Here is a 13,492-nt window from a genome sequence, read left to right as displayed (position 1 = left end):
ATTTTTTCAAAAATTTTCAATACAAAAGAGCAAATTTTCTGAATTTTCTATCTAGATGTTTTTTCACATACTTTTGCTTGCTTATCTATAAACTAGATTTCTTTATTTTGAGATAAATAAAAAGGTTGAGACAGACTTGTCTTCAACCTTTTGTATTATATTTTGTACTTATTAAAGGGAGTTAACGTCAACCTTGATACCCACACCTTGAGTAGTTGTGATTGTCAAGCTTGTTACGTAAGTTCCTTTAGCAGTAGCTGGTTTAGCTTTTTGGATTGTTTCGTTGAATGCTTTGAAGTTTTCAACCAACTTGTCAGCTTCAAATGAAACTTTACCGATGATAGCTTGTACGATACCTGCACGGTCTGCACGGTAAGTGATCTTACCACCTTTAGACTCTTCAACTGCTTTAGCAACATCCATTGTTACAGTACCAGTTTTAGGGTTTGGCATCAAGTTACGTGGTCCAAGGACACGTCCAAGACGTCCAACAAGAGCCATCATGTCAGGTGTAGCAATAACTACATCGAAGTCCAACCAACCGTCGTTGATTTTAGCAACAAGGTCGTCTTCACCAACAAAGTCTGCACCAGCAGCTTTAGCTTCTTCAGCTTTTGCACCACGTGCAAATACAAGAACGCGAGCTGTTTTACCAGTACCGTTTGGCAATACCATTGCTCCACGGATTTGTTGGTCAGCTTTTTTCACGTCAATGTTCAAGTTGTAAGCAACTTCTACAGTTGCGTCAAATTTTGCAAAGTTAGTTTCTTTTGCAAGAGCTACAGCTTCTTCTACGCTGTATGCTTTTGTGCTGTCGATTTTCTCAAGAGCAGCACGAAGTTGTTTGCTTTTTTTAGCCATTTTCTATTCTCCTTGTAAGTGGTTCAATCGATTTTCATCTCCCACGTCACTTCTCGAAATGATGAAGTCTTGCGGGTTATCTTGGGATGTTATTGATTAGTCAACAACGTTGAATCCCATAGAACGAGCAGTACCTTCGATCATACGCATTGCAGACTCAAGGTTTGCAGCGTTCAAATCTGGCATCTTAGTTTCTGCAATTTCTTGTACTTGCGCACGAGTAACTGAAGCAACTTTTGTTTTGTTAGGTGTACCTGATCCTTTTTCAACACCTGCAGCTTTTTTCAAAAGAACAGCAGCTGGTGGTGTTTTAGTGATGAAAGTAAATGATTTATCTTCGTAAACTGAGATAACAACTGGAATGATCATACCAGCTTGATCAGCTGTACGAGCGTTGAACTCTTTTGTGAATCCCATGATGTTGATACCAGCTTGACCAAGAGCAGGTCCAACCGGTGGAGCTGGTGTAGCTTTACCAGCAGGGATTTGCAATTTTACAAGTTTTTCGACTTTTTTAGCCATTTTTAAATCCTCCTTTGTGGTTTTGGCGGTAATGTAAGATTTTTACCTCCCACAAGTATGCTTTTCGCACACCTTTCTATTATACACTATTCTATTCCAAATGCAAGAGAAAAATTTTATTTTTAGAGAATTTTTATTACTGAATTTGACTATCATTTCTTTCGTGAAAGAGTCCTGAACTACAAACAAAAAACCGCTCTGTTTTGAGCGATTAATAAAAAATAATAAAGTTTAGTAGGAGTCCAGCTTTAAGAGCAGGCTTGTCCCTTTTTCAGTACTTCCGCTCTCCACAAATCCAAGGGACTCAAAACATCGTCTGGAGGCATAATTGAAATCATAGATTTCTTGAACTTTCAATTGTTTCCAACCCTTTTTCCGAGCTAGATCAATCAAAGTCTTCAATACCTTGCGTCCAATTCCTTGATGTTGATAAGTCGGATTGCCAATCACAATAGGAAGATTCTCCTGAGATAAGGTTATATCCCCAATTGGAAGCCACTCTCCCTTTTCTCTAAACTCAATCCAAAACAAATCCCCGTGTTTTTCTAAATAGGAATACATAGCATTCAATTTTTCTACATTATAGGGGCTTCTGACTCCATCTACAAATTCAACCAAGTCCACATCCTGATACCAAGTCAAAGCTATATCACGATGATCCGCTAAAAAATAAGGAACTAGACGTAAGGAATCATCTATCTGAATGATTTTTGTCATCATTTTCTACTCCTAATACTAGCTCCGCTGCTTGATTAAAACCATCACACCAGTTGTACCACTTTGCTTCATACTCATCTTGGGGTAAGATACGATTTTTTAGATCCAGAACAGAGTATATCTTTCTTTTCTCACAAGCTTGCGCATAGAGATGATATAGTTCATCACCTCCATCTCTATCAAACTCAGCAGAAATTGTATCCTGACCTAGCAACAAAGCCTGATAAGCCCTGTGATGCCCGTCTGTAATTAGTAAGTAATCTCCAAATGCAAGAACACTGATTGGATTTATATTAAAAGTTTCTGCTGACTGATAAAGATTCTGGATAGCTTTTAACTTCTTCTCTGATAAGTAAAGTTGAGTTGGATGGAGATTTTTTATGTTGACTTTCATTTTAACTTCCTCAAAAAAGTTTGATTCTCACTTCTGTTTGCCTGTAAAACGCCATTGAAAGCGAAGTTTGTCATAAAAAGGAAATTCAATGAAGATAATTCCAAGACCCAGACAAAGACTAGCAAGAACATCAGACGGATAGTGGACGCCCAGATAGACTCTGGAGACGATTACACTTACTAGATAGATTCCCAGTAAAATCTGGAGAATAAGTCTTACAGTCCTATCTTTCACTCTTTGCCCCACTATGATAATTAGAGAGCCGATTAATAGTGTTACTGCCAGTGAGTGTCCACTTGGGAAAGAAAAGCCCTTCTCCTCTACTAAATGTAAAATATCTGGTCGCGGACGTTGATAGAGGTGTTTTAGAGACACAATTAAAATCCCAGCCAAGCTAAGATTACCTGCTATTAAAAGACTTTCGCTCTTCCACTTTTTCAGATAAAAGATTGCAGTCAATAGAATTGCCCAAGAAATAACGATTGGTAAGTCAATCAGACGAGTAATCCCACGAAAGACAGTTGTCAATGTAGCAGGTAAATCTCCACGGATAGCTGTCTGAATAGACGTATCAAATGGTATCAATTGTTCTGGATAAAATTTAACGACATAACCCAGAATTACAAAAAGCAAAAGGGCAAAAGAGCCCTTTGTTAAATATGTTTGTTTATCTTTCATAATGTTTTAAAGTTGGTTTCAAGAGGACATAAATCAACCAAAATGCAAGAGCAAAGATAATGCCTTCGATTAGATTAAAAGGCAAAACCATAGTCAGCAGATAGTTGCTCAGTCCTAAAATTTTCTCAATATCAAAGTTGGCAAACTTAGCGTATAAAGGGACAGCATAGACGTAGTTCAGAACTAACATGGCCAAAGTTAGACCAAGTGTGCCAGCTACTGAAGCTAGGACAAAACGCATGGTTGTACGCTCTTTTTTCCAAATCAAACCAAAAGCAATTACAAATACTCCTAAAGCAACAATATTCATCGGTAGGCCGATATAAGTGCTGACTCCTTGATTGTTCAACAGTAATTTCAACAAAGAACGAAGGAGGATGACTCCTAAAGCTGCAGGAAAATCCATCACCACCAAGCCCACAAGGACTGGTAAGATACTGAACTCAATCCTTAAGAAGGACGCCGCCGGTAGAAGCGGAAAGTCAAAGTACATCAACACAAATGAAAGTGCTGATAAAATTGCAATGGTCGAAAGTCGACGTGTGTTTGTCATAACAGGTTCCTCCAATTTTCTATAAAATCAGAAGAAGTTGGAAAGTTTCTCTCTATCTACTCTCTTACTCTATCTCAAAAAACAACCTAATCCTATTAAACAGGAGGTTCTAATTTACTATAAAATGAAGCAGAATAGACAAAGCTATCCTTTCGTCTTCTCCCATCCAGACTATACTGTCGGTTGTGGAATCTCACCACATCAGCTTGCGCTCGCGGACTTATTTGGCTAAACTATTTTAGATTTATCTAGACGTCGCAGTCGAAGATAATACTTAAAGTATATCGAGACAAGACAACGAAGAGAAAGCTAAAATAGCTAGTCAAATTCACCGCCGGTCGGGAATTACACCCAGCCCTGAAGACCCTTTTATGATAACAAAAAAAACTTGCGCTTGCAAGCTTTTTGTCGGTTGTAACTATTTTTATTTCAACTTATCCGTTTCGTAGGTATGAATCAATTCCAAACCAGCAAAGTTTTGCTGTCTGAGTGCCTCATAAACAATCATACAAACGGTATTGGAAACATTGAGACTACGAACATGCTCATCATTCATGGGAATGCGGAGAGCCTTTTCTGGATTCTCACGCATAAATTCTTCAGGCAAGCCCTTATCTTCCCTCCCAAAGAGAAAATAGTGGTCCCCTTCTGTCGTAAAGTCTGCATCTGAATAGACCTTTTCTGCAAACTTAGAAATCAAGTAGACCTGGCCATCCATTTTTTCCATAAATTCATCTAAACTATCATAGAAATAAATCTCAAGTTTGTCCCAATAATCCAAACCAGCTCTCTTCATCTTACGGTCATCAATCGGAAAGCCCATTGGTTTGATAATATGAAGGGGCGCATTTGTTGCTGCGCAGGTACGCGCAATATTGCCTGTGTTTTGTGGTATCTGGGGTTCAAATAATACAATGTGATTTGCCATGCCTTGTTTCCTCTCACTAATGCAAAAAAATAGCCACACTGCCCGGAGTCAAGCTCAGCAAACAGTGTGGTTAAGGCATCGTTAACTTACCTCACAACAGGTTTGAAGTAAATCAGCGAAACTACTTTTTTAGTATATCACTTTCAGCTTGATTGTCAATAGAAATGGCTTGATTTTTTTCATTTTTTTTACAAGCATATTTACAAAAGGGGAAAATGCATCAGTCAGATTAAAAAGTCGCAGAAAAACAGTATGAAAATTGTATAAATTTAGACATCTATTCAGTTGCGGGCAAGAAGTTTTTATCAAGTAAAACAAAGAAAACGACAAACTTTTCCTTTTAACAGGGGAAATGGTCGGTTGCCGAGTGCATTTTTTTCTAAAAAAGAGTATGATAGAGACATCTTGAAAAAGTAGGTTATTTAAAAATGAAGATTATTCTTGTCGGAGGGGGAAAAGTTGGATCTGCCCTCTGTCGTTCGCTTGTCGCTGACAATCATGATGTTGTCCTCATTGAACAAAATGAAACTGTTCTTAACTATATGACAAGCCGTTTTGATATTATGGGAATTGCAGGTAATGGAGCTGATTTTGCTATACTAGAAGCAGCTAATGTCCAAGACTGTGATATTTTTATTGCTATGACTCAGTATGATGAAGTCAACATGGTTTCAGCTCTTCTGGCTAAAAAAATGGGGGCTAAAGAAACTATTGTTCGTGTCCGCAATCCTGAATATTCCAACCCCTATTTCAAAGAAAAAAATATTCTAGGTTTCTCTCTGATTGTCAATCCTGAACTCCTTGCAGCTCGTGCTATCGCTAATATTATCGATTTCCCAAATGCTCTATCTGTTGAGCGTTTTGCAGGTGGTTTGGTTAGTCTAATGGAATTTGTTGTCCGTAAGGATAGCAATATCTGTCAAATGTCTATCGCAGACTTCCGGAAAAAGTTTGGCAATGTTATCGTCTGTGCTATCGAGCGAGACCATAAGCTCATGATTCCAAGTGGAGATATGGTCCTCCAAGACAAGGATCGGATCTTTGTTACAGGTGATCGGGTTGACATGATGCTCTTTCATAACTATGTCAAATCTCGTGTTGTTAAGAGCTTACTCATTGTCGGTGCTGGAAAAATCGCTTACTATCTCGTTGGCATTTTAAAGGATAGCCGTATTGATACCAAGGTCATTGAGCTCAATCCAGATCGTGCAGCATTTTTCAGCCAAAAATATCCCAAACTCTATATTGTCCAAGGTGACGGAACGGCAAAAGATATTCTCCTAGAAGAAAGTGCTCAACATTACGATGCTGTCGCAACTCTTACTGGCGTTGACGAAGAAAATATCATTACTTCTATGTTCTTAGATAGTGTAGGTGTTCAGAAAAATATCACTAAGGTCAATCGAACCAGCCTTCTAGAGATTATCCATGCTCCAGAGTTTTCTAGTATCATCACACCAAAAACAATCGCTGTCGATACCATTATGCACTTTATCCATGGTCGTGCTAATGCCCAATATTCAGACCTTCAAGCTATGCACCACCTAGCAAATGGACAGGTTGAGACACTTCAATTTCTCATCAAGGAAGCCAATAAAATGACTGGCAAACCCTTGTCTCAATTGAAATTCAAAAAAGAGTTGTTGATCGCTGCTATTATTCGTAATGGGAAAACAATCTTCCCAACAGGTGAAGATAACCTTCAAGTCGGTGATAAGTTAGTTGTCATCACACTACTATCAAATATCACCAAGATTTATGATCTGTTAGAGAGGTAAGCTATGAATAGAAGTATGATTCGCTTTCTTCTCGCAAAATTGCTCTTGATAGAAGCTGTACTACTCTTAGTTCCTGTTAGTGTTGCTCTCTATTATCGAGAATCTAGCCAAGTTTTCACAGCTCTTTTTTCTACTATTGGTATACTTGTAGTTCTAGGAGTTCTCGGTATCATTAGCAAGCCTAAAAAACAACGTATCTATGCAAAAGAAGGGGTCTTGATTGTTGCTCTATGTTGGATCCTCTGGTCTTTCTTTGGAGCTCTTCCTTTTGTCTTTTCTGGACAAATCCCCAATCTCATAGATGCCTTCTTTGAGATTAGTTCTGGCTTTACAACGACAGGAGCAACTATCCTCAACGATGTTTCTGTCTTAAGCCGTTCTCTTCTATTCTGGCGTAGCTTTACCCATCTCATCGGAGGGATGGGGGTGCTGGTGTTTGCTTTAGCGATTATGGACAACGCTAAAAATAGCCACTTAGAAGTTATGAAGGCAGAGGTTCCTGGCCCAGTATTTGGTAAAGTGGTATCTAGGCTTAAAAACACAGCTCAGATCCTCTACATCCTCTACCTGGCTATGTTCGCCCTCTTTGTGGTTATTTATTACCTTGCTGGGATGCCACTCTACGATAGTTTTGTTATTGCTATGGGAACCGCTGGAACTGGAGGTTTCACTGTCTATAACGACGGTATTGCCCACTATCACAGTTCTCTCATTACCTATCTGACAAGTATCGGGGTTTTGATGTTTGGTGTCAATTTCAACCTCTACTACTATCTCATGCTCCGTCGTATTAAGGAATTCTTTTTTGATGAAGAACTCCGAGCCTATCTCTTGATTGTAGCCATATCAACTGGCTTAATCACGCTTAACACACTCCACCTCTATAGCGGAGTTTCACAAAGCTTTGAGATGGCCTTCTTCCAAGTATCTAACATCATTACCACTACCGGTTTTGGATATGGGGATATCACGAACTGGCCTTTGTTCTCTCAATACATCTTGCTAATGCTGATGGCAATTGGTGGTTCTGCCGGCTCCACTGCAGGTGGTCTCAAGGTTATTCGCGGAGTCATCCTATCTAAAATTGCTAAAAATCAAGTCTTGTCTACCATATCACCTCACCGTGTGTTAACCCTTCAGGTTAATCAAACGGTTATTGATAAGGATACCCAGCACAAGATTCTGAAGTACTTTGTGGTTTATATCATGATTTTACTCAGTTTGATTTTCATCGTCAGTTTAGATACCAATAATTTAATGGTTGTTACGAGTGCTGTTTTCAGTTGTTTTAACAATATCGGTCCTATTTTAGGAACAACTGCAAGTTTCTCAATTTTTAGTCCATTTTCAAAACTTCTACTATCCTTTGCTATGATTGCAGGACGTCTTGAAATCTATCCAATCATACTACTCTTTATGAAGCGAACCTGGTCTAAACGTTAGAACAATCAACTGTACACCCTATCTCCCCTCTTCAAGAAACCCTTGAAGGGGGATTTTTAGGGCTCAAAAGACAAGACAGCTCTAAAAATCGACAATTGGGAATTTAAGGATTTTTCTCTCCTATTTTTTAGCTATAATAAGAAAAAAATATAGGGGATACTTTATGGAAAAAGTCATGAAATCAATTCGACTACTCTTATTCTTTGCCTTAATCCAACTGGCACTTTGTAGTTGTATCTTTTGGTCTGGAACCTCTCTGGCCCTCAAACAATCCTGTTTTTATTTTCTACTGGCTTTATTGGGCTTATCTGGGTCTTGTGCCTTTATGCATTATTTGTCTAGTCACAACCTGAAAAGAGATAGACTGATTGATAGGAGTCGCTTTATCTTTTTATTTTATAGTATGATGATTGTGGTCAACCTCTGTGGTGTTGGACTTGTTCTGTCAGAGAGTATCGTCACTGTTAACTTACTTCAAAAAGAAGCTGTAGAACTCATCCTTCCCTCCTTCTTTTTTCTCTTTGGAGTTGATCTCGTTACCTTTCTCCCCTTGAAAAAATGGAGAAGGTTACAAAAAGATTCCAGTAGCAAGGAAGTGAGATTTTCCTTCATCATCATTTCTATTTTAATCTTCCTACGTAATCCAATCACCATTTTATCGATTGCTTTTTATATTGGCCTTGGTGCTCTATTTCTCAGTTTTTTATTCCCAAAAAATTTGAGACAGGAGGTATCATTCTACGGTCATTTGATTCGGGATATTCTATTTGTCGTCTGTACTTTCCTCTTATGGTAACAAATAGAATCCTCTCAGCAATTGTGTTATAATTAGATAAAAATTTTAGGAGACATATCAATGAACTTTTTTAAAGATTTTCGTAAACGACTCGCGTGGTTTGGGATTTTGTTAGTAGCTATCTTTCTCTCTCAAATCCCAATGCAAACTCTAGCTCTGCTAGCAATAAGTCAGATTGATCCTATATGGTCATCACTTATCGTAGCTCTTATTTCGATTCTTGTGATCGCTATCTTTTTATACGGAGCCCATAAGAGCAAGTTACTAGTATTTAAGCCTAAACTCTTAACGATTAATGATCTTCCTCGTATTGTTTTGAGTTATTTGACAATCTTTGTTGGAAATCTTGTAGGTGGCATCTGGTTACAACTCATAAAACAAACAACAACTTCTAATCAGCAAGTAATTAACAACCTTATTTCCGAAAGCTCTCTGATTAGCAGTTTCTTCCTCATCGTTTTAATCGCACCTATTTGTGAAGAAATCATCTGTCGCGGGATTATTCCTACCAAACTCTTCCAAGGCTACGAAAAGTTTGGCTATGTTATTGGTTGGTTGATCTTCCTCCTTGCACACAGACCTTCTAATCTCCCTTCCTTCTTGATTTATGGCTGGATGTCTGCTGTCCTCACTTGGACTGCTTATCGTACACGACGTCTAGAGTTATCCATCTTAGTTCATATGGTACTCAATAGCATCAGTTTCATCTTGCTTGCTCTTGTAACCATTCTTCTCAAAAATGTTGGTATCTAAACAGAACTAATATCCAATTCCCTTTGATTTTTTGCATAATAATCAAAGGGAATTTTTGTTTCTATTTTCCTAGAGCTTATAAAATTTGCCTCTATCTAGCTTCTCTAAAAAATTTTTTTAAAAAATTTAAAAATATTTTTATGCATTAAATTTATAGAATATAAAAATAAGTTAAATTAACATACATGTCTATGAATAATCTTATAAAAAAATGTAAGAAATCCCTTAAAATAGCCTTTTCTAGGACTTTTAGGCTTTATCATTTTCCTTGAAAAGCATATTAAATTGTGTTAATATTAAAATGTAAGCGATACCAAAACAGTTTGGTACACACATGAAAAAAGGAGGATCCACATGTCTTCACATCCAATTCATGTTTTCTCAGAAATTGGAAAACTGAAAAAAGTTATGTTGCACCGTCCAGGCAGGGAGTTGGAAAACTTGTTGCCGGACTATCTTGAAAGGCTTCTTTTTGATGATATTCCTTTCTTGGAAGATGCTCAAAGAGAACATGATGCATTTGCCCAAGCTCTTCGTGATGAAGGAATCGAAGTTCTCTACCTAGAGCAGCTGGCTGCTGAATCATTGACTTCCCCAGAGATCCGCGATCAATTTATCGAGGAATATTTAAACGAAGCCAACATCCGTGGTCGTCAAACCAAGGCTGCTATTCGTGAGTTGCTTCAAGGCATTACAGACAACCAAGAATTGGTTGAAAAAACGATGGCTGGTGTTCAAAAAGCTGAATTGCCAGAAATTCCTGAAGAAGCAAAAGGTTTAACTGACTTGGTTGAGTCAGACTATCCATTTGCTATTGACCCAATGCCAAACCTCTACTTCACTCGCGACCCATTTGCTACAATCGGTAATGCCGTATCCCTCAACCACATGTATGCAGATACTCGTAACCGTGAAACTCTTTATGGTAAATACATTTTCAAACACCATCCAATCTATGGTGGAAAAGTTGAATTGGTTTACAACCGTGAAGAAGATACACGTATCGAAGGTGGAGATGAGTTAGTTCTTTCTAAAGACGTTCTTGCAGTAGGTATCTCTCAACGTACAGATGCAGCTTCTATTGAAAAACTCTTGGTTAACATCTTCAAGAAAAATGTTGGCTTCAAGAAAGTTTTAGCATTCGAATTTGCTAACAACCGTAAATTCATGCACTTGGATACTGTATTCACCATGGTAGACTATGACAAGTTCACTATTCACCCTGAAATCGAAGGTGACCTTCGCGTTTACTCTGTTACTTATGAAGATGAAAAACTCAAGATTGTTGAAGAAAAAGGTGATTTGGCTGAACTTCTTGCTCAAAACCTTGGCATAGAAAAAGTTCATTTGATCCGTTGCGGTGGCGGCAATATCGTAGCAGCTGCTCGTGAACAATGGAATGACGGATCTAACACCTTGACCATCGCACCTGGTGTGGTAGTTGTTTATGCCCGCAATACCGTGACCAATAAGATTTTGGAAGAATACGGACTTCGCTTGATTAAGATTCGCGGAAGTGAATTGGTTCGGGGCCGTGGTGGACCTCGTTGTATGTCTATGCCATTTGAACGCGAAGACATTTAACCCCTCCCTCTCTGTTTAGCGCTTGTTAACAGAATTAAAGCTTGTTAGAAAAGGATTTATAGAATGACACATTCAGTATTTCAAGGAAGAAGTTTTCTTGCTGAAAAAGACTTTACCCGTGCAGAGCTCGAATATTTGATTGGCCTTTCTGCTCATTTGAAAGACCTCAAAAAACGCAACATTGAGCACCACTACCTAGCAGGTAAAAATATTGCTCTTTTATTTGAAAAAACTTCTACCCGTACACGCGCAGCCTTCACAACTGCTGCAATCGATCTTGGAGCACATCCAGAATATTTAGGTGCCAATGATATCCAACTAGGTAAGAAAGAATCTACTGAAGATACAGCAAAAGTTTTGGGACGTATGTTCGATGGTATCGAGTTCCGTGGCTTCAGCCAACGTATGGTTGAAGAATTGGCTGAATTCTCAGGTGTTCCAGTATGGAATGGTCTAACTGACGAATGGCACCCAACTCAAATGCTCGCTGACTATTTGACAGTACAAGAAAACTTCGGACGCCTTGAAGGTTTGACCTTAGTTTACTGTGGCGATGGACGTAACAACGTTGCTAACAGTCTTCTTGTAACAGGAGCTATCCTTGGTGTCAATGTCCACATCTTCTCACCAAAAGAACTCTTCCCAGAAAAAGAAATCGTTGAATTGGCTGAAGGATTTGCTAAAGAAAGTGGCGCTCATGTGCTCATCACTGAAGATGCTGATGAAGCAGTTAAAGGCGCAGATGTTCTTTACACCGACGTTTGGGTATCTATGGGTGAAGAAGATAAATTCGCAGAACGCGTAGCTATGCTTAAACCTTACCAAGTCAATATGGACCTCGTTAAGAAAGCAAATAATGAAAACTTGATCTTCCTACATTGCTTGCCAGCCTTCCACGATACTCACACTGTTTATGGTAAAGACGTTGCTGAAAAATTCGGTGTAGAAGAAATGGAAGTAACAGATGAAGTCTTCCGCAGCAAGTACGCTCGTCAATTCGACCAAGCAGAAAACCGTATGCACACTATCAAAGCCGTCATGGCCGCTACACTAGGAAATCTCTATATTCCTAAAGTGTAATACTAACTTTATACTCAATGAAAATCAAAGAGCAAACTAGGAAGCGAGCCGCAGGTTGCTCAAAACACCGTTTTGAGGTTGTGGATAGAACTGACGAAGTCAGTAACAAATATACGGCAAGGCGAAGCTGACGTGGTTTGAATTTGATTTTCGAAGAGTATTAACAAACAGCTTAGGGGCTGAGACTAGTGTTTTAGTCCAGTCCCTTTTTGTAGTAGAAACGAGAACTGAGTTGGAATTTGAAAACAGTCACATTCAAGCTACTAGCTTAACATTCAACCCAAACCTCATAACAAAAAATTAACTGCCTCCCCAGTTATTTATATGTCTAGAATTCCAACTCTGCTCGTTTGTAGAAAGCCTTCTTTCTCAACTACCAAATCCAATCATTTAACCAAATCTTGGTTTTAGCCCATCTCAAAGAAAGGAGCGCTCATGTCACATCGTAAAATCGTTGTCGCTCTTGGAGGGAATGCTATTCTCTCTACCGATCCATCTGCTCAAGCCCAAGAAGCAGCTCTAGCTGAAACAGCTCGCCATCTGGTAAAACTAATCCAAAATGGTGATGAACTCATCATCACACACGGAAATGGACCGCAAGTCGGTAACTTGCTTCTGCAACATCTAGCAGCCGATTCCGAAAAAAATCCAGCCTTCCCTCTAGACTCACTCGTAGCCATGACTGAAGGTAGTATCGGTTTTTGGCTCCAAAATGCTTTAGATAATGCTTTGCTTGATTTGAAATTGGAAAAACCTGTTGCGTCTGTTGTAACGCAAGTAGTCGTGGACAAAGATGATCCAGCATTTCTTAACCCAAGCAAACCAATCGGTCCTTTCTACTCAGAAGAAGATGCCAAAGCAGAAAGCGAAAGAACTGGAGCCACCTTCAAAGAGGATGCGGGTCGCGGTTGGCGTAAGGTCGTTGCTTCGCCAAAACCTATTCACATCAAAGAAATCGATAGTATCCGAGCATTGCTAAACGCAGGTCAAGTTGTTATCGCTGCAGGCGGTGGAGGTATTCCTGTAATCGAAAATGAAAACGGTTACCTATCAGGGGTAGAAGCCGTTATCGATAAGGACTTTGCATCTCAACGCTTGGCAGAACTGGTTGAAGCCGATCTCTTCATCGTTTTGACTGGCGTAGATTATGCTTATGTCAACTATAACAAACCAAATCAAGAAAAATTGGAGCAGGTAACTGTTAGCCAACTCCAAGAATACATCCAAGAGGGGCAATTTGCTCCTGGTAGTATGCTACCAAAAATCCAAGCTGCCATTGATTTTGTAACCAATCGTCCAGCAGGAAAAGCCGTCATCACTTCCCTCAGCAATTTGGGAGCCTTGATTGAATCTGATAGCGGAACAATCATCGTTAAAGATTAGCTCTTAGTGATACCTTACAAGA

14 protein-coding genes and 1 riboswitch are annotated in these 13,492 nt (G+C 39.1%); of the genes, 7 read left to right on the top strand and 7 right to left on the bottom strand.

Going from position 1 to position 13,492, the window contains the following annotated elements:
• Positions 1-171: 171 nt before the first annotated feature.
• The 7 genes from rplA to ACORHT_RS02455 form a co-directional block, all read right to left on the bottom strand.
• Positions 172-861 (bottom strand): 50S ribosomal protein L1, encoded by a 690-nt coding sequence (rplA, locus tag ACORHT_RS02485; RefSeq protein ID WP_001085672.1) that lies wholly within the window; start codon positions 859-861, stop codon positions 172-174.
• Between the two features lie 96 nt (positions 862-957).
• Complete coding sequence (gene rplK, locus ACORHT_RS02480; protein WP_001085804.1) at positions 958-1,383, bottom strand: 50S ribosomal protein L11; 426 nt, start codon at positions 1,381-1,383, stop codon at positions 958-960.
• A 231-nt stretch (positions 1,384-1,614) separates the two neighbouring features.
• Entirely contained in the window at positions 1,615-2,100 is a 486-nt protein-coding gene (locus ACORHT_RS02475) for a GNAT family N-acetyltransferase (protein WP_434350489.1), read from the bottom strand.
• A complete protein-coding gene (locus tag ACORHT_RS02470; protein ID WP_434350488.1) occupies positions 2,075-2,494 on the bottom strand; it encodes a chromosome partitioning protein ParB in 420 nt (139 codons plus the stop codon). The genes ACORHT_RS02475 and ACORHT_RS02470 overlap by 26 nt, the downstream gene beginning before the upstream one ends.
• A gap of 27 nt (positions 2,495-2,521) precedes the next feature.
• Entirely contained in the window at positions 2,522-3,172 is a 651-nt protein-coding gene (locus ACORHT_RS02465) for a phosphatase PAP2 family protein (RefSeq protein ID WP_434350487.1), read from the bottom strand.
• On the bottom strand, positions 3,162-3,725 hold the full coding sequence (locus ACORHT_RS02460) for an ECF transporter S component (RefSeq protein WP_434350486.1): 564 nt from the start codon (positions 3,723-3,725) through the stop codon (positions 3,162-3,164). The genes ACORHT_RS02465 and ACORHT_RS02460 overlap by 11 nt, the downstream gene beginning before the upstream one ends.
• A gap of 150 nt (positions 3,726-3,875) precedes the next feature.
• A riboswitch (FMN riboswitch) is annotated at positions 3,876-4,094 on the bottom strand.
• A 55-nt stretch (positions 4,095-4,149) separates the two neighbouring features.
• Positions 4,150-4,653, bottom strand: coding sequence for a tRNA (cytidine(34)-2'-O)-methyltransferase (locus ACORHT_RS02455; protein WP_434350485.1), 504 nt, complete (start codon positions 4,651-4,653; stop codon positions 4,150-4,152).
• 428 nt (positions 4,654-5,081) lie between these two features.
• Here ACORHT_RS02455 and trkA point away from each other — a divergent pair, with 428 nt between their 5' ends.
• The 7 genes from trkA to arcC all read left to right on the top strand — a co-directional run bounded on the left by trkA (position 5,082) and on the right by arcC (position 13,470).
• Complete coding sequence (gene trkA, locus ACORHT_RS02450; RefSeq protein WP_434350484.1) at positions 5,082-6,431, top strand: Trk system potassium transporter TrkA; 1,350 nt, start codon at positions 5,082-5,084, stop codon at positions 6,429-6,431.
• A 3-nt stretch (positions 6,432-6,434) separates the two neighbouring features.
• A complete protein-coding gene (locus ACORHT_RS02445; protein WP_371608144.1) occupies positions 6,435-7,874 on the top strand; it encodes a TrkH family potassium uptake protein in 1,440 nt (479 codons plus the stop codon).
• Between the two features lie 163 nt (positions 7,875-8,037).
• Entirely contained in the window at positions 8,038-8,670 is a 633-nt protein-coding gene (locus ACORHT_RS02440; RefSeq protein ID WP_434350483.1) for a hypothetical protein, read from the top strand.
• Between the two features lie 60 nt (positions 8,671-8,730).
• Entirely contained in the window at positions 8,731-9,423 is a 693-nt protein-coding gene (locus ACORHT_RS02435; protein WP_434350482.1) for a lysostaphin resistance A-like protein, read from the top strand.
• 354 nt (positions 9,424-9,777) lie between these two features.
• The gene (gene arcA / locus ACORHT_RS02430) at positions 9,778-11,007 is read left to right on the top strand and encodes an arginine deiminase (protein WP_434350481.1); all 1,230 of its coding nucleotides are present in this window, start codon (positions 9,778-9,780) and stop codon (positions 11,005-11,007) included.
• A 63-nt stretch (positions 11,008-11,070) separates the two neighbouring features.
• Positions 11,071-12,087, top strand: coding sequence for an ornithine carbamoyltransferase (gene argF, locus ACORHT_RS02425; RefSeq protein WP_434350480.1), 1,017 nt, complete (start codon positions 11,071-11,073; stop codon positions 12,085-12,087).
• Positions 12,088-12,522: 435 nt separating this feature from the next.
• Entirely contained in the window at positions 12,523-13,470 is a 948-nt protein-coding gene (gene arcC, locus ACORHT_RS02420) for a carbamate kinase (RefSeq protein WP_414270997.1), read from the top strand.
• Positions 13,471-13,492 lie beyond the last annotated feature (22 nt).

The organism is Streptococcus sp. KHUD_014, assembly GCF_051106275.1.
In the GTDB taxonomy this organism is placed as follows: domain Bacteria; phylum Bacillota; class Bacilli; order Lactobacillales; family Streptococcaceae; genus Streptococcus.
Note: the sequence above shows the minus strand (reverse complement) of the source record. Positions and strands in the feature narration are given on the sequence as shown.

What these genes read in the sequence shown, in the direction of transcription:
- rplA (WP_001085672.1), bottom strand. Translation starts at nt 861, where the DNA reads ATGGCTAAAAAAAGCAAACAACTTCGTGCTGCTCTTGAGAAAATCGAC.
- rplK (WP_001085804.1), bottom strand. Translation starts at nt 1,383, where the DNA reads ATGGCTAAAAAAGTCGAAAAACTTGTAAAATTGCAAATCCCTGCTGGT.
- ACORHT_RS02475 (WP_434350489.1), bottom strand. Translation starts at nt 2,100, where the DNA reads ATGACAAAAATCATTCAGATAGATGATTCCTTACGTCTAGTTCCTTAT.
- ACORHT_RS02470 (WP_434350488.1), bottom strand. Translation starts at nt 2,494, where the DNA reads ATGAAAGTCAACATAAAAAATCTCCATCCAACTCAACTTTACTTATCA.
- ACORHT_RS02465 (WP_434350487.1), bottom strand. Translation starts at nt 3,172, where the DNA reads ATGAAAGATAAACAAACATATTTAACAAAGGGCTCTTTTGCCCTTTTG.
- ACORHT_RS02460 (WP_434350486.1), bottom strand. Translation starts at nt 3,725, where the DNA reads ATGACAAACACACGTCGACTTTCGACCATTGCAATTTTATCAGCACTT.
- ACORHT_RS02455 (WP_434350485.1), bottom strand. Translation starts at nt 4,653, where the DNA reads ATGGCAAATCACATTGTATTATTTGAACCCCAGATACCACAAAACACA.
- trkA (WP_434350484.1), top strand. Translation starts at nt 5,082, where the DNA reads ATGAAGATTATTCTTGTCGGAGGGGGAAAAGTTGGATCTGCCCTCTGT.
- ACORHT_RS02445 (WP_371608144.1), top strand. Translation starts at nt 6,435, where the DNA reads ATGAATAGAAGTATGATTCGCTTTCTTCTCGCAAAATTGCTCTTGATA.
- ACORHT_RS02440 (WP_434350483.1), top strand. Translation starts at nt 8,038, where the DNA reads ATGGAAAAAGTCATGAAATCAATTCGACTACTCTTATTCTTTGCCTTA.
- ACORHT_RS02435 (WP_434350482.1), top strand. Translation starts at nt 8,731, where the DNA reads ATGAACTTTTTTAAAGATTTTCGTAAACGACTCGCGTGGTTTGGGATT.
- arcA (WP_434350481.1), top strand. Translation starts at nt 9,778, where the DNA reads ATGTCTTCACATCCAATTCATGTTTTCTCAGAAATTGGAAAACTGAAA.
- argF (WP_434350480.1), top strand. Translation starts at nt 11,071, where the DNA reads ATGACACATTCAGTATTTCAAGGAAGAAGTTTTCTTGCTGAAAAAGAC.
- arcC (WP_414270997.1), top strand. Translation starts at nt 12,523, where the DNA reads ATGTCACATCGTAAAATCGTTGTCGCTCTTGGAGGGAATGCTATTCTC.